Raw genomic sequence first — 20,966 nt, forward strand, 5'->3', positions numbered from 1 at the left:
AGAAAATCTGGTATTAGGTGGACATGTTCGTCCCACGCCGCAGCCTGCCGCCGCTCAATGCGGTCCGTGCCTTCGAGGCCGCCGCACGGCTCGGCAGCTTCAAGGAAGCCGCTGCCGAGCTCAGTGTGACTCATGGCGCGGTCAGCCAGCAGATCCGCCTGCTCGAGGAATGGCTGGGTGCGCCGGCGCTGTTCCGGCGCTCGGTGCGTCGCGTGGTGTTGACGCCGGCGGGCGCGGCCTTGCTTGCGGAATTCGCGCCGGCGCTCGACCGGATTTCCGCGGCCGTGCAGCAGCATCGCGAGCGGCGCGGCGATGCCGCTGTCGCGGTGTTGCGCGTCAATGCGCTCGCGACCTTCAGCCTGCGCTGGCTGCTGCCGCGGATGAGCCGGTTTCGCGCCGAGCATCCGGATATCGAGGTGCGCTTGAGCACGTCGAATGATCCGGTCGACGCGCTGCCTGAATCCTTCGACGTCGTGATCCGCGGCGGGCCGGATACGTTTCACGGCTTCTCGTCCCGCTTCCTGGTGTCGGAGCGAAGATTGCCGGTGTGCAGTCCGTCGTTGCTGGAGCAATTGCCGCTGCACGAGATCGCGGACCTCTCACGGCACACGCTGCTGCATGTCACCTCGATGCCGCGGCTGTGGCGCGACTGGCTGACTGAAGCGGGGCACTCCGCGCTCGAGCCGGCAGCGGCGCTGACCTTCGATCATTTCTACCTGACGATCCAGGCCGCGCTCGATGGCCTCGGCGTCGCGATGGGACCGACCGCGCTGATCGCGGACGATCTCGCGGGGGGCCGCCTGGTGACGCCGTTTCCTGCCATCAGCCTGCCGGCGCGGAGCTATTTCGCCTATTTTCCGGCGGGGCGCAGCAACGATCCGCACAGCGCGGTGTTCTGCGATTGGCTCGAGCAACAGGGCCGGATGACGGGCTGAGGGTGATTGCAGGTCAGGCGGCCGACGGATCGTCGCCGTCGATTTCCTGCGGCATGTCGATCACGACGCGGCCGCCGGCAAGATCGACCGTCGGCACCACGGCATTGGTGAAGGGCAGCAGCATCGTCGCGCCCTGCGGCGGGGCGATCTCGATGATGTCGCCGGCGCCGAAATTATGGATCGCGATCACCTTGCCGAGCGGCTGCTCTGCCGTCGTCACCGCAGCGAGCCCGATCAGATCGGTGTGGTAGTACTCGCCGTCATCGGTGTCCGGCAGCCGGTCGCGCGGCACGTAGAGCTCGAGGCCGTTGAGCCGTTCGGCGTCATCGCGGGTGGCGACGCCCTTCAGCGTCACCACCAGATGGTCCTTGGCCTCGCGCGCATGCATGACCTCGAACTGGCGCGCGCCGTCCTTGGTCATCAGCGGGCCGTAATCCCTGACGGCCAGCGGATCTTCGGTGAAGGTCCACAGCCGGACGGCGCCGCGCACGCCATGCGCAGCGCCGATACGGGCGACACAGACCGGGGCAGCCACCGTGGTCGCCGTTCAGCTTAGGCCTTGGCGGCGGCTTCGGCCTGCGCCTTGCGCTCCTTGCGTGGCACGGCCTTCTCGGGGTTGTTGCGCGGCGCGCGCTTCTTGACGCCGGCGGCGTCGAGGAAGCGGGTCACGCGATCCGACGGCTGCGCGCCCTTGGCGAGCCAGGCCTTCACCTTCTCCATGTCGAGCTTCAGGCGGGCCTCGTTGTCCTTCGGCAGCAGCGGATTGAAGTGGCCGAGACGCTCGATGAAGCGGCCATCGCGCGGAAAGCGCGAGTCGGCGACGACGACGTGATAGACAGGACGCTTCTTGGTGCCTGCGCGAGCGAGGCGGATAACAACGGACATTCAGTTCTCCTTCAAAGGTCGATGTGTTCGATTGATTGGCATTCCGCGTCGCGCCGGCATCTGAGCCGTCGCGACGAATTCCTCATTTCTTCTTGCCCGGAAAGCCGCCGAGGCCCGGCAGCATCGGCTTGCCGGAAAGCCCGGTCAGGCCCGGCACGTTCGGCAGGCCGCCGCGCAGCCCGGCCGGCAGATCCTTCGGCAGATTGAGCAGGCCGCCGCCGGCGCCGCCCTGCATCTTCTCGGCGAGCGCCTTCATCTCTTCCGGCGACGGCGGCTTCATACCGCCGCCAAAGCCCATCGCCTGCGCGATGCCGGCCAGCGGGCCGCGCTTGCCGCTTCCCATGGCCTTCATCATGTCGGCCATGTTCCGGTGCATCTTCAAAAGCTTGTTGACGTGTTCGACGCTCTGGCCGGCGCCCGCCGCGATGCGCTTCTTGCGGCTCGCTTTCAACAGATCGGGGTTCTTGCGCTCCTGCCGCGTCATCGAATCGATGATCGCGACCTGGCGCTTCAGAATCTTGTCGTCGATGCCGGCGGCCGCGATCTGGTTTTTCATCTTGGAGATGCCGGGCATCATGCCCATCAGGCCGCCGATGCCACCCATGTTGGCCATCTGCTGCAGCTGCTCGCGCATGTCGTTGAGGTCGAACTGACCCTTGCGCATGCGCTCGGCGGTGCGCGCGGCCTTCTCGGCGTCGATGTTGGCGGCGGCCTTTTCGACCAGCGAGACGACGTCGCCCATGCCGAGGATGCGGCCGGCGATGCGGCTCGGATGGAAGTCTTCCAGCGCGTCGGTCTTTTCACCAGTGCCGATCAGCTTGATCGGCTTGCCGGTGACTGCGCGCATCGACAGCGCGGCGCCGCCGCGGCCGTCGCCGTCGACGCGCGTCAGCACGATGCCGGTGAGGCCGACGCGTTCATCGAACGCGCGCGCGAGGTTGACCGCGTCCTGGCCGGTGAGCGAGTCGGCAACCAGCAGCACTTCGTGCGGGTTGGCGGCGGCCTTGATCTCGGCCGCCTCCTTCATCATGTCTTCGTCGAGCGTGGTGCGGCCGGCGGTGTCGAGCAGCACGACGTCGTAGCCGCCGAGCTTGCCGGCTTCGAGCGCGCGCTTCGCGATCTGCGGCGGTATCTGGCCCGCGACGATCGGCAGCGTGGGAATGTCGAGGTCGCGGCCGAGCACCGCGAGCTGCTCCATCGCCGCCGGGCGGTAGACGTCGAGCGAGGCCATCAGCACCTTGCGCTTGTCGCGCTGGACCATGCGGCGTGCGAGCTTGGCGGTGGTGGTGGTCTTACCGGAGCCCTGCAGACCGACCATCATGATCGGCACCGGCGGCACGGAGTTGATGTCGATGGTCTGGCCGTCGGAACCGAGCGTGGCGACCAGCTCGTCATGGACGATCTTGACCACCATCTGGCCCGGCGTCACCGACTTGACGACGGTGGCGCCGATCGCCTGCTCGCGGACCCGGTCGATGAAGCTGCGGACCACCTCGAGCGCGACGTCGGCTTCGAGCAGCGCGCGGCGCACCTCGCGCATCGCGGCATCGACGTCCTTTTCGGTCAGCGCACCGCGCCCCGTCAGACGATCGAGAATGCCACCAAGCCGTTCCGACAGATTGTCGAACAATGCCGTTGTCCTTCGTTGCGCCCGTGAGCGCGCGTCACTCGCTTCGGGCCATCCCCGCGCGTTCGCGCGTGATGACCACATAGTCTGCCTCGGCACCGTGCCAAGACGGTGTACCAAGACGATGGTCCAAACACTTTCGCGCCCGAGGGCGCATCGCGCTGTCGGGCGTGGGCCTCTGGCCTCCAGGACCAGTCGGCGGGTCGAAAAGACGAAGCTTTCCGAGAAAGTCGCGGCGTTAAACGCTGCCGGGGCGGCAAAGTCAAGGAAAGTTTCGCCGCAGTCGGCGCAGCTCCAGCTTTAAGATACTGAAATCACGTCGATTTGCCGAGCTGGTTCCGAATTCGCCGCGGTCACCCATATAAGCGGAGCCTGCCTCCTGTTCGGGAACCCGCTTGCCCATCACCCGCCGCCGCGTTCTTGCAACCTTGACCGGAGCCGCCGCTGCGATCGGCGTGCCCTCGATCTGGATGACTTACATGAAAACCTATGACGGCCCCGTCTCGGATCACTTCGACGGCCTGCACTTCTTTGATCCGGATGGTTCGCCGCCGAAATCGCTGGGCGAGGTGCTGCGTTGGCAGTTCGGGGGGCGCCGCAAGCGCGAGGTCTGGCCGGAATGGGCGCCAAGCCCCCATGCCGATACGCCGCCGCCGCGCGTCGAGGGCGACAAGGTGCGGCTGTGCTTCGTCGGCCATGCCAGCTGGCTGATCCAGACTGGCGGCCTCAACATCCTGGTCGATCCGGTGTGGTCGATGCGCGCCTCGCCGTTCAGCTTCGCAGGTCCCAAGCGGCACAACGATCCCGGCATCGCGTTCGAGAAATTGCCCAAGATCGATGTCGTGCTGGTGTCGCACGGCCATTACGATCATCTCGACGTTGCGACGCTTTCGAAGCTGACGTCTGCGTTCGGCCCTCGCGTGGTAACGCCGCTCGGGAACGACATCACGATGCGTGCGTCCGACACCGCGATCAAGGCCGAGGCGTTCGACTGGTACCAGCGCGTTGAGCTTGGCAACGGCGTTGCCGCGACATTGGTGCCGACGCGGCACTGGTCGGCGCGCGGCCTGTTCGATCGCAACAAGGCGCTGTGGGCGAGCTTCGTGCTGGAGACGCCGGCCGGCAAGCTCTACATCGTCTGCGATTCCGGCTACGGCGACGGCCGGCATTTCCGCCGTGTGGCCGACGCGCACGGACCCTTAAGGCTCGCGATCCTGCCGATCGGCGCCTATGAGCCGCGCTGGTTCATGCAGGACCAGCACATGAACCCGGAGGATGCGGTGAAGGCGCTGGCCGATTGCGGCGCCGCCCAGGCGCTGGCGCATCACCACGGTACGTTCCAATTGACCGACGAAGCGATCGACGCGCCCGCGATCGCGCTCGGCGAGGCGTTGGATGCGGCGAAAGTGCCGCGCGAGAAATTCGTGGCGTTGAAGCCGGGGCAGGTGTTCGAGATTTAGCAGCTGTCGTCCCGGCCTAGTGCGCAATTGCGCACGGGGGCCGGGACCCATTACCACCGAGTTTGGTTGCGAACGGAAGCGCAGCCCCAGCGTCGCGCAACAATCAATATTTGGGGTTATGGGTCCCGGCCTTCGCCGGGACGACAGTAACTCTTATTTCTCCTTGATCGCCCACGACACGCTCACATTCACCGTCAGGGTTTCCTCGCCCTGCGCGACCGGCGTCGGTGCCGCGGCGAATCCGGCCGTGGCCATCTTGGCGCGGAACATCGGCACCGGCGCCGAGCCGACTTCCGAAATGTTCAGCGGCGCGCCGAGCGTGACGCCGGCGGCCTTGGCGTAGATCTCGGCCTTGCGGCGGGCGTCGGCGATCGCCTTTTCGCGTGCGTCGTCGAGCAGCTTCGAGGCCTGCGACACCGAGAAATTGAGCGCGCCGATATCGTTGGCGCCGGCGCCGACCAGGACGTCGATGACGCCGGCGACCTTGCTGACGTCATGCAGCTTGATCGTGACGCGGTTGCTCGCATGGTAGCCGACGATGCTGGGCGGCGCGTTCGGCGACGACGGCGGACGGTTGGCGAATTGCGGCTGCAGCGACAGCCGCGAGGTCTGGTAGTCCTTCTCCGCGATCCCCGCGGCCTTCAGCGCCGCCAGCACCTTGCCCATCGTCACATTGTTGGCGTCGGAGGCTTCGCGCGCAGTCTTGGCGTCCGTGGTGACGCCGGCGTCGAGCTGCGCCTGGTCGGGCGCCGCCGATACGGTGGCCTCGCCGGTGACCGAGATCGCCGGCGGGAAGTCGGAATCGGCCATTGCGGGTGCAGCGAGCAGGGTGGTTGCGAGGAGAGCGGCGGCGAACGGAAGGCGATGGGTCATTGGGCTCACTTCAAGGGTACGTAGACGTTGATTACAAGCTTGTCTTCGGCGGTCTTCAGCGGATCGGTGATGTATTCCTCGATGAAGGTGTCCTTGGCTTCGAGCTTCTTGTCGTCGAGGTGATTGGTGATCGCCTCATAGGTGTTGTCCATGTTGTCGTAGGAACCGCGGTGGACGAACTTCAGCGCCTTGCCGTCGGGCGAATTGCCCATGCTCATGTTCTTGCCGAGGTTCTTCGCGTCCTGATCGATCGGGATTTCCGCGATGAAGGTGAAGCCGGTGTCGTCGGTCGAGGTGTAGACGATCATCGGGTTGCCCGACGGCTTGATGCCGTCCTTGTCGAGCAGGGCGGTGAGCTGCTTGAACGCCTCGATCAGCGCGTCGAAGGCGGAATCCCAATTGGCCGTGCCCTTCAGCATCACGACCTTCTTGGGCTCCAAGGTGAACGACTCGCCGAACGGGTCGGCGGTCTGGACCGGGGCGGCCGGCGGCGGCGTCGGAGATTGCGACGCGGCCGGGCTGTCAGCCGGCGACTTGGTCTCGGCCGGCGGTGGCACGGGCGTTGCCGACGGGGTCGGGGCGGGGGTCGGGCTCGGGCTCGCCGCGGGAGCGGGCGAGGCGGACGGCGACTGGGCAGGCGCCGGGCTTGCCAGTGCGATCGCGGCCAAAGGGAGCAGCGCGACCAGGGCCGCGCGGAGCGTGTTGATACGGTTCATTGGTATTTCTCCATCCCCTTCCTCAGACGGCCGCTCGATCTGTCCCGGCGCGCACGGTCCGCGAGGTGCGATATTCCTAACACGCGAGTTCTGCATTCGTCCCATGACAGATGTGTCATAGGGCCATTCAGGCTGGCTAATCGGCCACCTCTCGCCATATAACCGGGCAGAATTTGGGAAAATCGATGAGCGCGCTCGCCAATCACGCATTCGCCAAGATGAACGGCATCGGCAACGAGATCGTCGTCGTCGACCTGCGCGATTCAGAGGCACCAGGTCGGGCAGTCGTCTCGGCGGCGGAGGCGCGCGCCGTGGCCTCGCCGGCCGGAGCGCCCTATGACCAGTTGATGGTGCTGCAGCCGCCGCGGCTCGACGGCACCGAGGCGTACATCACGATCTACAACAATGACGGCTCTGAGGCCGGCGCCTGCGGCAACGGCATGCGCTGCGTGGTGCGGCGGATCTTCGAGAAGACTGGCCAGACCACGGCAACGTTCCAGACCCGCGCCGGCCTGCTCAATTGCTGGCAGGGGCCGACGCCCGATCTCTATACTGTCGACATGGGTGCGCCGAAGTTCGGCTGGCAGGACATTCCGCTGGCTGAGGAATTTCGCGACACCCGCTACATCGAGCTGCAGGTCGGGCCGATCGACAATCCGGTGCTGCATTCCCCCTCGGTGGTCTCGATGGGCAATCCGCACGCGGTGTTCTGGGTCGACGACGTCAACGCCTACGACCTCGAACGGTTCGGGCCGCTGCTGGAAAACCATCCGATCTTCCCGGAACGCGCCAACATCACGCTCGCGCACATCGTGGATCGCGACCACATCACGATCCGCACCTGGGAGCGCGGTGCCGGCCTCACCCGGGCCTGCGGCTCGGCGGCCTGTGCGACGGCGGTCGCGGCGGCGCGGCTGAAGCGCGCCAACCGGATCGTCGAGATCACGCTGCCCGGCGGCAAGCTCGGCATCGAGTGGCGCGAGCGCGACGATCACGTGCTGATGACCGGCACCGCCGATTTCGAATATGAGGGCCGCTTCGATCCGGCGCTGTTCGCCAGCGTCGCCTGATCAGGGCGTTGGGGATCGGTTATGGGCGTCGATGTCGTCACCTTTGGCTGTCGCCTCAACGCCTTCGAATCCGAAGTGATCCGCCGCGAGGCCGAGCAGGCGGGACTTGCCGACACCATCGTCATCAACAGCTGCGCCGTTACCAACGAGGCGGTGGCACAGGCCCGGCAGTCGATCCGCAAGCTGAAACGCGAACGGCCCAATGCGCGCATCGTGGTCACCGGCTGCGCGGCGCAGACGCAGGCCGAAATATTCGCCGAGATGGCCGAGGTCGATCGCGTCGTCGGCAATGACGAGAAGCTGCGCGGCGCCGCCTGGCAGGCGACGCGCGCTGCATTCGATATCGGCGCCAGCGAGAAGGTCGCGGTCGCCGACATCATGGCGGTGACCGAGATGGCGCCGCATCTGCTCGACGGCTACGCGCGCGGGCTGCCGCGGGTATTCGTGCAGGTGCAGAACGGCTGCGACCATCGCTGCACCTTCTGCATCATCCCCTATGGCCGCGGCAATTCGCGCTCGGTGCCGATGGGCGCGGTGGTCGATCAGGTCCGCATGCTGGTCGAGCGCGGCCACGCCGAGATCGTGCTGACCGGCGTCGATCTGACGAGCTATGGCGCCGACCTGCCGGGCGCGCCGAAGCTCGGCCAGCTGACCCGGCAGATCCTGCGCCACGTGCCCGAGCTGCGACGGCTGCGCATCTCGTCGATAGACTCGATCGAGGCCGATCGCGACCTGCTCGATGTCATCGCCGACGACATCAGGCTGATGCCGCATCTCCATCTGTCGCTGCAGTCCGGCGACGACATGATCCTGAAGCGGATGAAGCGCCGGCATTCCCGCCAGGACGCGATCGATTTCTGCGCGCAGGTGCGCCGGCTGCGGCCGGACATCGCCTTCGGCGCCGACATCATCGCGGGCTTCCCGACCGAGACCGAGGATATGTTCACGCGCTCGCTCGATCTGGTCGAACAATGCGACCTCACCTTCCTGCATGTGTTTCCCTATTCGAAGCGCCCCGGCACGCCGGCGGCACGGATGCCGCAGGTCGCAGGCGAGGCGATCAGGGAGCGCGCCAAGCGGCTGCGCGCGGCAGGCGAAGCTGCGCTGGTGCGTCGGCTCGGGGCCGAAGTCGGCGCGACGCGCGAGGTGCTGATCGAGAGCGAGCGGCAGGGCCGCACCGAACATTTCCTGCCGGTCGCGATCGATGGCGATGTGCCGGGCATGGTGCGGCGACTGACCGTGGCCGGACATGACGGCGCGCGTCTCTCCATCGTCATTCCGGGGCTCGCCGAAGGCGAGAGCCCGGAATCCATGGGGCCGCATAGTTCGTCGAAGAATGGATTCCGGGTTCTCGCTTCGCGAGCCCCGGAATGACGAGGGAATAGAGGGGTGGTGTAGGATGGATAGAGCTTAGCAAAGCTCATTCGTAGCGCACTCAGTGCGTGCGTCCGCCGGGCCTTGCCGGTTGCGACGCGCGAACCTGCCAGAACCGCAGCAGGCGGTCGGCGTTTTCGCGGGTCATTTTCATGAACTGGCCCTTCGCATGGGCAAGCTCGACCGGCCCCATCGAGCCGGTCGTATAGCGGCATTCCATCACCGCGACGGTGGTCTCCCAGCTCAGGCCGGCCGCGCGGCACGGCACCAGCAGGCCTTCGCTGCGCAGGCTCTGCATCAGGGAGCGGATCACCTCGATGCTCGACTGTGCGAGGCCCGCTAGCGCAACAACGGTCTCTTCATATCTTCGCTGCCTGGCGAAGCCGAGCAAAGCGGCCTCGTTGAGGTCGCCGTTGTCCTTCAGCCTTGCGATGTGACGCCTGGCTGCGGTGAAATCGCGGACCTGCGACATGTCGCGCTCGACGCCGGCGGCGACCGCGGCGATCGCGTGCCGGATCTCCTCGAACAGATACGGCGGGGCGCGTTCCAGCAAACGGCTGCGAACCTCCTCCGTTGCGCGGCGCAGCAGCTGAAGCCGGAGCTCCGACGGCAGATCGGCGCGGATGCCGGTCTCGACGGCGAGGACCGGATCGTGCTCGGCCTGCGCGAGGATGACGGCAAATCCGTCCGGCGATACCTTGGCGCCGGGATTGTTGACCAGGCGATGGCTCACACTGGCAAAGCGACGCGCCAGCAATGCGTCGGTGACGACTTCCTTCAGCCACCAGCGACCGGCGACGGCGAGCAGATGCTGCTCGCTCTTGGTCTGCGCGATCTCGATCAGATCGTCCGCACTGAGCCGCGACGACTCCTGCAGAACCGGCCGCGCGATCCTGATCTCGTCATTGCCAGCGAGACGGCGAATGATCGCGGGCGGTGCCTGGGTCACCGGTGCGAGCTGCTCGCTGATCTCGGCAAGCGCCATCCGGGCGCTGATGTCGGCAAGCGCCCGGAGCTCGATGGTCTTGACCAGCCGTTCGAGCACGTTGTCGAACAGCTCGACCTGTTCACTGTTGAAGCTGCCGGCGGAGGTGAGGAAGAGGTCGGTGACGCGTTTGGCGGTGGCGATGCATTTTTCGGCGGAGCCGGCGCGTATCGCCGCCTCGACTTCGTCGACAATTGCCTGCTCGGCAGTCAGCATTGCTCGTCCTGAGCCCGTCGTGATGCGCTTTTCTAAGCCGCCTGCAGGACTACCGGATGGAGCTGAAAGTTCCGTAAAGGATAACGGTCCGTAAAACCACGGAGATCACTCTCCGTTCCAGCCGCATGCCTTGAGCCGCTGGTGCATATGCGCCGGCGCCGGCGCGACCACATGGACCGGGTCCTTGTTGCGGGAAATCGGGATGCCGATCTCGCGGGAATGCAGATGCAGGGTCGGCTCGCCGAAGCGGGGGCCATTGCCATAGATATTGTCGCCGACGATCGGCCAGCCCATCGCTGATGAGTGCACCCGCAGCTGATGGGTGCGGCCGGTGACCGGCTCCATCGCCAGCCAGGCGAGGCCCTCGCCGCGCCCCAGCACCTTCCAGTTGGTGATCGCCTTCTGCCCGTCCGGATCCGGCTTCTGCCACCAGCCGCGCTCGGCGTTGAGCCGGCCGAGTGGCATGTCGATGGTGCCTTCATCCTCGGCCGGGCCGCCCTCGACCACGGTCCAGTAGGTCTTCGAGATCTTGCTGTGCTTGAACAGCAGCCCGAGCGAGGCGGTCGCCTTGCGGTGGCGTCCCAGGACGAGGCAGCCGGAGGTGTCCTTGTCCAGCCGATGCGCCAGCACCGGCGGCCGCGGCAGGCCGAACCGCAACGCGTCGAAGGAGGCCTCCAGATTGGGGCCGCCCTTGGGGCCGCGATGCACCGGCATGCCGGCCGGCTTGTCGATCACCAGCATCAACCCGTCGCGGTGGAGCACCCGGCCCAGGATTTCTTCCGCGGTCAATTGGGGAACATCGATCAATTCGTCGAGACTTTCGTTTGTGAGCCGAAACGGCTAACACGTCCGCGCCATGAACGATACCACTGCAGGAACTCCAAAACAGAGCTGGTGGCAGCGCCTGAAGGGCGGCCTGAAGCGGACCTCGAGTTCGATCGGGACCGCGGTCGCTGACCTCGTCACCAAGCGCAAGCTCGATTCCGCCATGCTCGACGATATCGAGGATGTGCTGCTGCGCGCCGATCTCGGGACCGATGTCGCGGTCCGCATTGCGGAGGCGGTCGGCAAGGGCCGCTACGACAAGGCGATCTCCGCCGACGAGGTCAAGGGCGTGGTTGCGACCGAGGTCGAGAAGGTGCTGGCGCCGGTGGCGAAGCCGCTCGAGATCGATGGCTCGAAGCAGCCGTTCGTCATCCTGGTCGTCGGCGTCAACGGCTCCGGCAAGACCACGACGATCGGCAAGTTGGCGGCGAAACTCTCGGCCGAGGGCCGCAAGGTCATGCTGGCCGCCGGCGACACTTTCCGCGCCGCGGCGATCGAGCAGCTCAAGGTCTGGGGCGAGCGTACCAAGTCGCCGGTCATTGCGGGCGCGCAAGGCTCGGATTCGGCAAGCCTCGCCTTCAGCGCGCTGACCGCAGCCAAGGAGCAGACGCGCGACGTGCTGCTGATCGACACCGCCGGCCGGTTGCAGAACAAGTCCGAGCTGATGAACGAGCTCGAAAAGGTCGTGCGCGTCATCAAGAAGGTCGATGCGTCGGCACCGCACGCGGTGCTGCTCGTGCTCGACGCCACGGTGGGACAAAATGCGCTGTCGCAGGTCGAGGCGTTTCATCGTACGGCAGGCGTCACCGGCCTCGTGATGACCAAGCTCGACGGCACCGCACGCGGCGGCATCCTTGTTGCGCTGTCGGAGAAGCACAAGCTGCCGGTGCATTTCATCGGCGTCGGCGAAGGCGTTGAGGACCTCGCGCCCTTCACCGCGAAGGATTTTGCCAAGGCGATTGCCGGGATCGAGGCATGATCCCGAAAATCATGCCTCAAACCAGCACCGAGGGTTAATGGACAAGACCCAGCCACATCCGCTGTTCAAGCTTGCGACCGAGCTCGGTCCGCTGCTCGTGTTCTTCGTCGCGAACGCCAAGTACCACCTGTTCGTCGCCACGGCTGCGTTCATGGTGGCGATCGTGGCGGCGATGATCGCATCCTATGTGGTGACGAAACACGTACCGATCATGGCGCTGGTGACCGGCGCGATCGTCCTGGTGTTCGGCACCCTGACGCTGGTGCTGCACGACGAGACCTTCATCAAGGTCAAGCCGACCATCATCTACGGCCTGTTCGCGGCCGTGCTCGGCGGCGGGCTGCTGTTCGGCCGTTCCTTCATCGCCGTGATGTTCGACCAGATGTTCAATCTGACGCCGCAGGGCTGGCGCATCCTCACCATGCGCTGGGCGCTGTTCTTCGCCGGCATGGCCATCCTCAACGAGATCGTCTGGCGGACCCAGACCACGGATTTCTGGGTGAACTTCAAGGTGTTCGGCGTGACGCCGCTGACCATGATCTTCGCCATCGCGCAGATGCCGCTGACCAAGCGCTATCACCTTGAGCCGGTCTCGCTGGAAACCAGCGAGGCGGACGCCGGCGATTTGCGGAAGTAGATCGGAACGCAGCGCGGGCGATTGCGCCGCGCTGCGTCCGAGGCCTCAAAGCGCGATGAGATTGGGTTGGATCGTCATCGCGCTTTGGTTTCTTGTTTGAGCATGATCTTTTCGGAAAACCGCTTCGCACTTTTCCGGATCATGCTTCTCAGCTCTTCTGCTTGGCGATGATCTTGTCCTTGATCTTGTCGTAGGTCGCCTGCGGCAGGATGTTCTTCTGCACCAGTTCATCCTTGCCCTTGTAGGGACGGCCCTTGATGATCGCGGCCGAGTAGGCCTTGCCGACACCGGGCAGCGCGTCGAGCTGGTCGGCGCTGGCGCTGTTGACGTCGAGCAGGTCGTCCTTCGCCATCCCCGTCGTCTTCGCGTCGGGCGTCACGGCCTTCGGCGCGGGAGCCATCTTGCTGACTTCCGATTTGGCGGCAGGCGTAGCCGGCTGAACGCCCTGGGCCATCGACGGCGTGGCCGTCAGCATGCCGAGCGTAAGTGCGGTGGCGAGAAGTGAAGCGAGTGTGGTCTTGCGCATATGTCCCCTCCAGAGGAACGTTGATGTCAACGCTGCTGAGTTGGGGGTGCATTCGTGGCGTTGCCGTGGCCGCGAAATGAACCGCAGATAAACGTGTCGAAGTATTTTGCCGCAGGCATTTTCGCTCGCCGTTCAGCAGCGGTTCACGGCAACGCTGAATGTCGGTGCGCTTACTGTCCGGCGTGCAGCGCCTTCTCGATCTCGACCTTGAGCACGCTGTTGACGTTCTCAGGCGTCACCGGTCCGACCAGCTTGTAGACGATGGTGCCCTCGCGCCCGACCAGGAAGGTTTCGGGTACGCCGTAGACACCCCATTCGATCGAGGCGCGGCCGTTGCCGTCGACGCCGACGATGCCGAACGGGTTGCCGTAGCGGCCGAGGAAGCGCCGCGCATTCTCCGGCGAGTCCTTGTAGTTGATGCCGATGATCTGGAAGCGTTTGTCGCGGCCGAGCTCGGTGAGTAGCGGCGCCTCGTCGTGGCAGGGCACGCACCAGGACGCCCAGACGTTGACGATGGAGACCTTGCCCTTGAACGCGGCGGGATCGAGACCGGGGACGGGCGCGCCGTCCTTCTCCAGGCCGTCGAGCGCGGGTAAAGCGGTCTGCGGCGCCGGCCGGCCGATCAGTGCCGACGGAATTTTCGAGGGATCGCCGCCATAGAGCCGCAGCAGGAACAGCCCGGCGAGGCCGAGGAAGATCACGAGCGGCAGCACCACCAGCAGGCGGCGGGCTTGCGGCGGATTGCTGGTCGCCTGCTCGCTCATCTTGTGTCTGCCGCGCGGCGGCCGGAGCGGCGCGTGACGCCGCTGGCCTCGATCTCCTTGAGGCGTGCCTGCTGGCGGCGATAGTCGGTGATGATCCAGATGATCAGCAGCAGCACGACTGCGGCGACCAGCGCATAGGACGTCACGATGAAGGGGGCGTAGGGACCAAGCGACATCGTCACGCCGCTCCGATTTCGTTGGACGCGCTGCCTGCACCCTCGTTCGTGAACGTGACGCGGCTGGCCTGCATCATCTGCAGGCTGCGCACGCGCCGGCGCAGGATCTCGTTGCGCATTGCCGCGAGGTGCAGGGTGATGAAGAGCAGCGAGAACGCGATCGCCATCACCAAGAGCGGCCACAGGAACGCCTTGTCGAGCGTCGAGCCGCCCATGCGCAGCACGGAAGCCGGCTGATGCAGCGTGTTCCACCAGTCGACCGAGAACTTGATGATCGGAATGTTGATCGCGCCGACCAGGGTCAGGACCGCCGCCGCCCGCGCCGCGCGCGAGGGATCCTCCACCGCCCGCCACAGCGCGATCAGGCCGAGATACATCAGGAACAGGATCAGCACCGAAGTCAGGCGGGCATCCCACTCCCAATAAGTGCCCCACATCGGCCGGCCCCACAGCGAGCCGGTGACCAGCGCGAGGAAGGTGAAGGCGGCGCCGATCGGCGCCGCGGCTTTCGCGGCGACGTCGGCGAGCGGATGCCGCCACACCAGCGTGCCGAGTGCGGCGACGCTCATCACGCCCCAGACGAACATCGACAGCCACGCGTTCGGTACGTGGATGAACATGATCTTCACGGTGGCGCCCTGCTGGTAGTCATCGGGCGCCACCGCCGACTGGTAGAGCCCGATCGCGAGCAGGATCGCGGTCGCGCCTGCGAGCCACGGCAGGATGCGCGCAGTCAGCGCCAGAAACCTGGTCGGGTTGGCGAGGTCGGTCAGCGTCTCGGTCAGCTTCATGGCACCCTGATAGTCGTCCGCTGTGTCGCAGGCAATTGGCCCAATTCCTCTCGAAAAGATTTGATCTGGCTCATATCAATCCAGCCCGTGCCGCAGGCTGGCAGCGGCCGCAAACGGGCCGATCACGAGGCTGGCAAGCGACAGCGCGCAGAGGATCGAGAACGGTGTTCCAAACGGCAGCGGCCCCGATATCGCCGCCTGCGAGGCTGCGACGCCGAAGATCAGCACCGGGATCGACAGCGGCAGCACCAGCACCGCCAGCAGCAGTCCGCCGCGGTGCAGCGTCACGGCCAATGCCGCGCCGATCATGCCGGTGAAGGTCAGCGCCGGCGTTCCGGCCAGCAGGGTCGCCGCAACGGCAAGTGTCGCCGTGCCGTCGAGATTGAGCAGCAGGCCGAGCACCGGGGTGGCGATGATCAGCGGCAGGCCCGCGGCGATCCAGTGCGCCAGCGCCTTGGCCGCGCAGGCCAGTTCCAGCGGCGTCCGGCTCATCACGATGAGGTCGAGCGAGCCGTCCTCGTGATCGGCCGTGAACAGCCGGTCGAGCGTGAGCAGGCTCGCCAGCAGCGCGCCGAGCCAGAGGATGGCGGGGCCGAGCCGCGACAGCAGCGCGAGATCCGGACCTACCGCGAACGGCATCAGCACGGTGACGGTGAGGAAGAACAGCACCCCGATCAGCGCCCCGCCGCCGACACGCAGCGCGATCCGGATGTCGCGCCGGATCAATGCGGCCAGCGCGCTCATGCAGTGCCTCCGCGGTGATCGCTACGTGAGCCGATATCGTTCTGCGCGATCGGTGCGCTCCCTCCCCCCTTGCGGGGGAGGGCGGGGGAGAGGGGTGGCCCCGGGCGAGATCGTCGACGCGATCGCTGCTCCGACAATCTCGATCGCTCATCGTGGTGAAATCCAAGGACAGAGCGCATCGTGTGGCACCCCTCTCCCTGACCCCCTCCCGCAAGGGGGGAGGGGACGGAGAGACCTGAGCGCTGCGACGAGAGATGGGAGGGTTTGCTCATGCCGTCCCTCCCATCCGCAGATCGCGCGCGTCGATGCCGAGCGGCAGATGGGTCGCTGCGACGATCAGGCCGCCGCTGGCGAGATGGTCGCGCATCAGGGCGACGAACAACGCCTGTCCGGCCGTATCGAGCGCCGATGTCGGCTCGTCGAGAAGCCACACCGGCCGGCGAGCCGAGAGCAGGCGAGCGATCGAGAGGCGGCGGCGCTGGCCTGCCGAGAGGTAGGCCGCCGGCAGATGCGCGGCGTGGTCGAGCCCCACGGCTGCCAGGCACCCGCCGGCATCCTTGGTCTCACCGCCGAGGAATTCCCGCCAGAAGGAAAGATTTTCCATGACGCTCAGTGCCGGCTTCAAGGCGTCGCGATGGCCGAGATAGTGAGCCTGCTCGGGCAGGCTGAGCTCGGCGTCGCCGCCCTCGAGCGTGATCGTCCCTTCGGCCGGAACCAATAGCCCGGCGAGGACGCGCAGCAGCGAGGTCTTGCCCGCGCCGTTGGGGCCGGTGACGGCAAGCGCCTCGCCTGCTGCGGCTGACAAATCGAGGTTGGAGAACACCTCGCGCCCGCCGCGCACGCATTTCAGATTTCGTCCCGAGAGCCGCATGGTTCGTCTTGTCACAGCCCTCTGAAATCTTTCGCTACCGCGTGAGAATTTTTGGGTCGCGCAACGCCGTCGCACACTTGTCGGTGTGGCGGTGCTTCTAGAAAGGTTCTATAAGCCCGGAACTTGATGCAGCACACACAATCGGCGGCCGCAAGCCACCCTCCGGGCCATCCCTCGGCCAGTGTCGTTCGCCGGTGTTTAGTTACCCTTGCCGGGTATAACTGAGAATTGGGATTCCTCGCATGACCTCACTCGACAGCTTCAAATGCCGCAAGACCATGAAGGTCGGCGCCAAGTCCTACGTCTATTACAGCCTGCCCCTGGCAGAGAAGAACGGACTGAAGGGTATTTCGAAGCTGCCGTATTCGATGAAGGTTCTGCTCGAGAACCTGCTGCGCAACGAGGACGGCCGCACCGTCAAGAAGGAAGACATCGTTGCGGTGTCGAAGTGGCTGAAGAAGCGCCAGCTCGAGCACGAAATCGCGTTCCGCCCGGCGCGCGTTCTGATGCAGGATTTCACCGGCGTTCCGGCCGTGGTCGATCTCGCGGCGATGCGCAACGCGATGCAGAACCTCGGCGGCGATGCCGAGAAGATCAATCCGCTGGTGCCGGTCGATCTCGTCATCGACCACTCGGTCATCGTCAACTTCTTCGGTGACAACAAGGCGTTCGCGAAGAACGTCACCGAGGAATACAAGCAGAACCAGGAGCGCTACGAGTTCCTGAAGTGGGGCCAGAAGGCGTTCTCGAACTTCTCGGTCGTGCCGCCCGGCACCGGCATCTGCCATCAGGTCAATCTGGAATATCTCGCGCAGACGGTGTGGACCAAGAAGGAGAAGATGACGGTCGGCAGGAAGACCGGCACCTTCGAGGTCGCCTATCCGGACTCGCTGGTCGGCACCGACTCGCACACCACGATGGTCAACGGCCTTGCCGTGCTCGGCTGGGGCGTCGGCGGCATCGAGGCGGAAGCCTGCATGCTCGGCCAGCCGCTGTCGATGCTGCTGCCGGAAGTGGTCGGCTTCAAGCTCAAGGGCCAGCTCAAGGAGGGCGTCACCGCGACCGACCTCGTGCTGACCGTCACCCAGATGCTGCGCAAGCTCGGCGTGGTCGGCAAGTTCGTCGAGTTCTTCGGCCCGGGCCTCGATTTCCTGTCGGTCGCGGACAAGGCGACGATCGGCAACATGGCGCCCGAATACGGTGCGACCTGCGGCTTCTTCCCGGTCGATGCCGCGACCATCGATTACCTGAAGACCTCGGGCCGCAAGGCGGATCGCGTCAAGCTGGTGCAGGCCTATGCCAAGGCGCAGGGCCTGTTCCGCACCGCCAAGTCCGCTGACCCGGTGTTCACCACCACGCTGACGCTCGACCTCGCCGACGTCGTGCCGTCGATGGCCGGACCGAAGCGCCCCGAAGGCCGCATCGCGCTGCCGGCGGTGTCGACCGGCTTCGCCACCGCGCTGGTCGGCGAATACAAGAAGCCCGAGGGCGAGCAGAAGCGCTACGCGGTCGAGGGCCGCGACTTCGATCTCGGCCATGGCGACGTCGTGATCGCCGCGATCACCTCCTGCACCAACACCTCGAACCCGAGCGTGCTGATCGGCGCCGGCCTGCTGGCGCGCAAGGCGGCCGCCAAGGGCCTCAAGGCCAAGCCGTGGGTGAAGACCTCGCTCGCACCGGGCAGCCAGGTGGTCGCGGAGTATCTCGCCAATTCCGGCCTGCAGGCCGATCTGGACAAGGTCGGCTTCAACCTGGTCGGCTTCGGCTGCACCACCTGCATCGGCAATTCCGGCCCGCTGCCGGAAGATATTTCCAAGTCCATCAACGAAAACGGCATCGTCGCCGCCGCCGTGCTGTCGGGTAACCGCAACTTCGAAGGCCGCGTCTCGCCCGACGTGCAGGCGAACTACCTCGCTTCGCCGCCGCTGGTGGTCGCGCACGCGCTGGCCGGCACCGTGACCAAGGATCTCGCGGTCGAGCCGCTCGGCATCGGCAAGGACGGCAAGCCGGTGTTCCTCAAGGATATCTGGCCGACCGCCAAGGAGATCAACGCCTTCGTGAAGAAGTACGTCACCGCGACGATCTTCAAGAAGAAGTACGCCGACGTGTTCAAGGGCGACACCAACTGGCGCAAGATCAAGACCACGGAAAGCGAGACCTATCGCTGGAACATGAGCTCGACCTATGTGCAGAATCCGCCCTATTTCGAAGGCATGAAGAAGCAGCCCGACCCGGTCACCGACGTGGTCGACGCGCGCATCCTCGCGATGTTCGGCGACAAGATCACCACCGACCACATCTCGCCGGCCGGATCGATCAAGCTGACCTCGCCCGCCGGCAAGTTCCTCAGCGAGCACCAGGTGCGTCCCGCCGACTTCAACCAGTACGGCACGCGGCGCGGCAACCATGAAGTGATGATGCGCGGCACCTTCGCCAACATCCGCATCAAGAACTTCATGCTGAAGGGCGCCGACGGCAATATTCCGGAAGGCGGTCTGACCAAGCACTGGCCCGACGGCGAGCAGATGTCGATCTACGATGCCGCGATGAAGTATCAGGCGGAAGGCGTGCCGCTCGTGGTGTTCGCCGGCGCCGAATACGGCAACGGCTCGTCGCGCGACTGGGCCGCCAAGGGCACCCGCCTGCTCGGCGTGCGCGCGGTGATCTGCCAGAGCTTCGAGCGCATCCATCGCTCCAACCTGGTCGGCATGGGCGTGCTTCCGCTCACCTTCCAGGACGGCACCTCATGGTCCTCGCTCGGCCTCAAGGGTGACGAGAAGGTCACGATCCGTGGGCTGCAGGGCGATCTGAAGCCGCGCCAGACGCTGACCGCCGAGATCGTCTCCGCCGACGGCGGCAAGCGGGATGTCCCGCTGCTCTGCCGCATCGATACGCTGGATGAGCTCGACTACTATCGCAACGGCGGCATCCTGCATTACGTGCTGCGCAAACTCGCGGCCTAAAGGGCCTTTTGTTGGAGCATGGTCTATTTGGGCCGTGCTCCAACGCGGAATTGTGATCCGTGCCTCACTGCTTAGTGAGTGGCGGCTAAAAAGAAGGCGGCCTATGAAAAGGCCGCTTTCTCGCGTTTTGGGGCACGCAAGTTCAGGGACAGACTTCATGCTCCGTACAATTACGGATGGAAATCATCACGACTGGTTCGCAGTATGACAGCGATGATGGCCTATAATTCGATTTCGCGATGGTCCGGTGCGCTCGGTATCTGCGCGATCGTCGCGATCATACGCCCCGCTCACGCCGATCCGCGTGCAGTCGTCGAACTCTTCACCTCGCAGGGATGCTCGTCCTGTCCGCCCGCGGACAAGATCATCGGTGATCTCGCGAAGGACCCCAACGTCATCGCGCTGAGCATGCCGATCGACTATTGGGACTATCTCGGCTGGAAGGACACGCTGGCCGATTCGCGCTTCAGCGCGCGCCAGAAGGCCTATTCCCACATGCGCGGCGATCGCGACGTCTACACGCCGCAGGCCGTGGTCAACGGCTCCGCGCATGTGATCGGCAGCGATCGCGCCAGCATCGAGGACGCCATCAAGAGCACCGAGAAGGGCGGCACCGTGATGTCGGTGCCGGTGACGATGACGCTGACCGGCAAGCAGATCAACGTGTCGGTCGCGGCATCGAAGTCTCCCGCGGTGTCGCGCGGCGAAGTCTGGATCTGCTCGATCTCGAAGTCGGTGCCGATCTCGATCGCGCGCGGCGAGAACCGCGGCCACGAGATCACCTACCACAATGTGGTGCGCAATCTCCTGAAGGTCGGCGATTGGAACGGCTCGTCCGGCAGCTGGACGGTGCCGCTGGAGAACATCACGCGCGATGGGGTCGATGCCGCGGCGGTGTACGTCCAGGACGGCAATCGCGACAAGCCGGGACCGATGCTCGGCGCCGCATTCACCTCGCTTCACTAGAGCATGATCCGGAAAAGTGCGAAGCGGTTTTCCGAGAAGATCATGCTCAAACAAAGAGCTAAAGCGCGATGACGATTCGACCCAATCTCATCGCGCTTTAGCGCGTTGCTGCGCGGGTTGCCGTCTGCGCGGCCGCGCGCAGGCTGGCGCGGCGACCAACATACATCCGATGATTTGCTGAAGAGCGAGCGCTGAAGGCTTGCGCACGCATCTCGATCGCGTGCGGTCGAGCAGGTCCCCAAAAACAAAAAGGACCAACTTTCGTTGGCCCAGTGTTGGGATTAACTCCCCTGCGAACAGGCCCGATCCCGACGGCCCCGGGGGGCTGGGGGCTGAGGAATCCGGAACCGAAAGGACCGGGCCAACGCAGGATTATCTTTTTGCAGGGCAGCGGGGCAGGCGATGGGCGGAAGTGGGGCAGCAATATGATTCTGCTAACGTTCCCGTGACTCTTCGGTTTTCGGGACAATCCGTCGCGCCTGACCGTGGTTAAGGCCTGGTTGCGTTGCGAATGGGCCCTTGCGGGCCCCGGCGCTTAGCGCAATCATGTCACTCTCGTGACGATCCCGAAGTTGGGGGCACC

General features: G+C 65.4%; 21 protein-coding genes. 8 read left to right on the top strand and 13 right to left on the bottom strand.

What is annotated here, in order from left to right:
- The first annotated feature begins 23 nt into the window (after positions 1–23).
- The gene (gcvA, locus tag ACTUWL_RS17185; RefSeq protein ID WP_021078818.1) at positions 24–935 is read left to right on the top strand and encodes a transcriptional regulator GcvA; all 912 of its coding nucleotides are present in this window, start codon (positions 24–26) and stop codon (positions 933–935) included.
- Between the two features lie 13 nt (positions 936–948).
- Here the strand turns inward: gcvA and rimM are convergent, their stop codons facing one another.
- From rimM to ffh, 3 genes are all read right to left on the bottom strand, one after another.
- Positions 949–1,470: a ribosome maturation factor RimM gene (gene rimM / locus ACTUWL_RS17190; RefSeq protein WP_021078817.1), complete on the bottom strand. Its 522-nt coding sequence runs from the start codon at positions 1,468–1,470 to the stop codon at positions 949–951.
- A 17-nt stretch (positions 1,471–1,487) separates the two neighbouring features.
- Complete coding sequence (gene rpsP, locus ACTUWL_RS17195; protein WP_021078816.1) at positions 1,488–1,820, bottom strand: 30S ribosomal protein S16; 333 nt, start codon at positions 1,818–1,820, stop codon at positions 1,488–1,490.
- Between the two features lie 82 nt (positions 1,821–1,902).
- Positions 1,903–3,450 carry a signal recognition particle protein gene (ffh, locus tag ACTUWL_RS17200; RefSeq protein ID WP_035651281.1) on the bottom strand — a complete coding sequence of 516 codons (1,548 nt, stop codon included), beginning with the start codon at positions 3,448–3,450 and terminating at the stop codon, positions 1,903–1,905.
- Between the two features lie 392 nt (positions 3,451–3,842).
- Here ffh and ACTUWL_RS17205 point away from each other — a divergent pair, with 392 nt between their 5' ends.
- Positions 3,843–4,907: an MBL fold metallo-hydrolase gene (locus ACTUWL_RS17205; RefSeq protein ID WP_035651278.1), complete on the top strand. Its 1,065-nt coding sequence runs from the start codon at positions 3,843–3,845 to the stop codon at positions 4,905–4,907.
- Positions 4,908–5,060: 153 nt separating this feature from the next.
- On the opposite strand, the gene ACTUWL_RS17210 is transcribed toward ACTUWL_RS17205, so the two are convergent.
- Entirely contained in the window at positions 5,061–5,780 is a 720-nt protein-coding gene (locus tag ACTUWL_RS17210) for an SIMPL domain-containing protein (RefSeq protein ID WP_021078813.1), read from the bottom strand.
- A gap of 5 nt (positions 5,781–5,785) precedes the next feature.
- Positions 5,786–6,496 (bottom strand): GyrI-like domain-containing protein, encoded by a 711-nt coding sequence (locus ACTUWL_RS17215; protein ID WP_021078812.1) that lies wholly within the window; start codon positions 6,494–6,496, stop codon positions 5,786–5,788.
- Between the two features lie 185 nt (positions 6,497–6,681).
- Here ACTUWL_RS17215 and dapF point away from each other — a divergent pair, with 185 nt between their 5' ends.
- Together dapF and mtaB are read left to right on the top strand one after the other, a co-directional pair.
- Complete coding sequence (dapF, locus tag ACTUWL_RS17220; RefSeq protein ID WP_021078811.1) at positions 6,682–7,566, top strand: diaminopimelate epimerase; 885 nt, start codon at positions 6,682–6,684, stop codon at positions 7,564–7,566.
- Between the two features lie 21 nt (positions 7,567–7,587).
- The gene (mtaB, locus tag ACTUWL_RS17225) at positions 7,588–8,940 is read left to right on the top strand and encodes a tRNA (N(6)-L-threonylcarbamoyladenosine(37)-C(2))-methylthiotransferase MtaB (RefSeq protein WP_021078810.1); all 1,353 of its coding nucleotides are present in this window, start codon (positions 7,588–7,590) and stop codon (positions 8,938–8,940) included.
- Positions 8,941–9,001: 61 nt separating this feature from the next.
- Here the strand turns inward: mtaB and ACTUWL_RS17230 are convergent, their stop codons facing one another.
- Both ACTUWL_RS17230 and ACTUWL_RS17235 read right to left on the bottom strand, forming a co-directional pair.
- The gene (locus ACTUWL_RS17230) at positions 9,002–10,141 is read right to left on the bottom strand and encodes a DUF2336 domain-containing protein (protein WP_021078809.1); all 1,140 of its coding nucleotides are present in this window, start codon (positions 10,139–10,141) and stop codon (positions 9,002–9,004) included.
- Positions 10,142–10,246: 105 nt separating this feature from the next.
- The gene (locus ACTUWL_RS17235) at positions 10,247–10,948 is read right to left on the bottom strand and encodes an RluA family pseudouridine synthase (protein ID WP_035651276.1); all 702 of its coding nucleotides are present in this window, start codon (positions 10,946–10,948) and stop codon (positions 10,247–10,249) included.
- Positions 10,949–10,997: 49 nt separating this feature from the next.
- Between ACTUWL_RS17235 and ftsY the strand changes: the two genes are divergently transcribed.
- Entirely contained in the window at positions 10,998–11,945 is a 948-nt protein-coding gene (gene ftsY, locus ACTUWL_RS17240; protein ID WP_021078807.1) for a signal recognition particle-docking protein FtsY, read from the top strand.
- Positions 11,946–11,982: 37 nt separating this feature from the next.
- The gene (locus ACTUWL_RS17245; RefSeq protein WP_021078806.1) at positions 11,983–12,582 is read left to right on the top strand and encodes a septation protein A; all 600 of its coding nucleotides are present in this window, start codon (positions 11,983–11,985) and stop codon (positions 12,580–12,582) included.
- 148 nt (positions 12,583–12,730) lie between these two features.
- Here the strand turns inward: ACTUWL_RS17245 and ACTUWL_RS17250 are convergent, their stop codons facing one another.
- From ACTUWL_RS17250 to ccmA, 6 genes are all read right to left on the bottom strand, one after another.
- The gene (locus ACTUWL_RS17250; RefSeq protein ID WP_021078805.1) at positions 12,731–13,108 is read right to left on the bottom strand and encodes a ComEA family DNA-binding protein; all 378 of its coding nucleotides are present in this window, start codon (positions 13,106–13,108) and stop codon (positions 12,731–12,733) included.
- 170 nt (positions 13,109–13,278) lie between these two features.
- Positions 13,279–13,872, bottom strand: a complete 594-nt coding sequence (locus ACTUWL_RS17255) for a DsbE family thiol:disulfide interchange protein (protein ID WP_021078804.1) — start codon at positions 13,870–13,872, stop codon at positions 13,279–13,281.
- The gene (ccmD, locus tag ACTUWL_RS17260) at positions 13,869–14,048 is read right to left on the bottom strand and encodes a heme exporter protein CcmD (protein WP_021078803.1); all 180 of its coding nucleotides are present in this window, start codon (positions 14,046–14,048) and stop codon (positions 13,869–13,871) included. Before ccmD ends, ACTUWL_RS17255 begins: the two co-directional genes overlap by 4 nt.
- Before the next feature lie 2 nt (positions 14,049–14,050).
- Positions 14,051–14,839: a heme ABC transporter permease gene (locus ACTUWL_RS17265; protein WP_021078802.1), complete on the bottom strand. Its 789-nt coding sequence runs from the start codon at positions 14,837–14,839 to the stop codon at positions 14,051–14,053.
- 75 nt (positions 14,840–14,914) lie between these two features.
- Positions 14,915–15,583 (bottom strand): heme exporter protein CcmB, encoded by a 669-nt coding sequence (ccmB, locus tag ACTUWL_RS17270; RefSeq protein ID WP_021078801.1) that lies wholly within the window; start codon positions 15,581–15,583, stop codon positions 14,915–14,917.
- A 268-nt stretch (positions 15,584–15,851) separates the two neighbouring features.
- A complete protein-coding gene (gene ccmA / locus ACTUWL_RS17275) occupies positions 15,852–16,454 on the bottom strand; it encodes a heme ABC exporter ATP-binding protein CcmA (protein WP_021078800.1) in 603 nt (200 codons plus the stop codon).
- Positions 16,455–16,696: 242 nt separating this feature from the next.
- Here ccmA and acnA point away from each other — a divergent pair, with 242 nt between their 5' ends.
- Together acnA and ACTUWL_RS17285 are read left to right on the top strand one after the other, a co-directional pair.
- The gene (acnA, locus tag ACTUWL_RS17280; RefSeq protein ID WP_021078799.1) at positions 16,697–19,417 is read left to right on the top strand and encodes an aconitate hydratase AcnA; all 2,721 of its coding nucleotides are present in this window, start codon (positions 16,697–16,699) and stop codon (positions 19,415–19,417) included.
- Between the two features lie 204 nt (positions 19,418–19,621).
- A complete protein-coding gene (locus tag ACTUWL_RS17285) occupies positions 19,622–20,383 on the top strand; it encodes a DUF1223 domain-containing protein (protein WP_035651270.1) in 762 nt (253 codons plus the stop codon).
- The last annotated feature ends 583 nt before the right edge of the window (positions 20,384–20,966 follow it).

This window comes from Bradyrhizobium sp. WCU1, assembly GCF_053474805.1.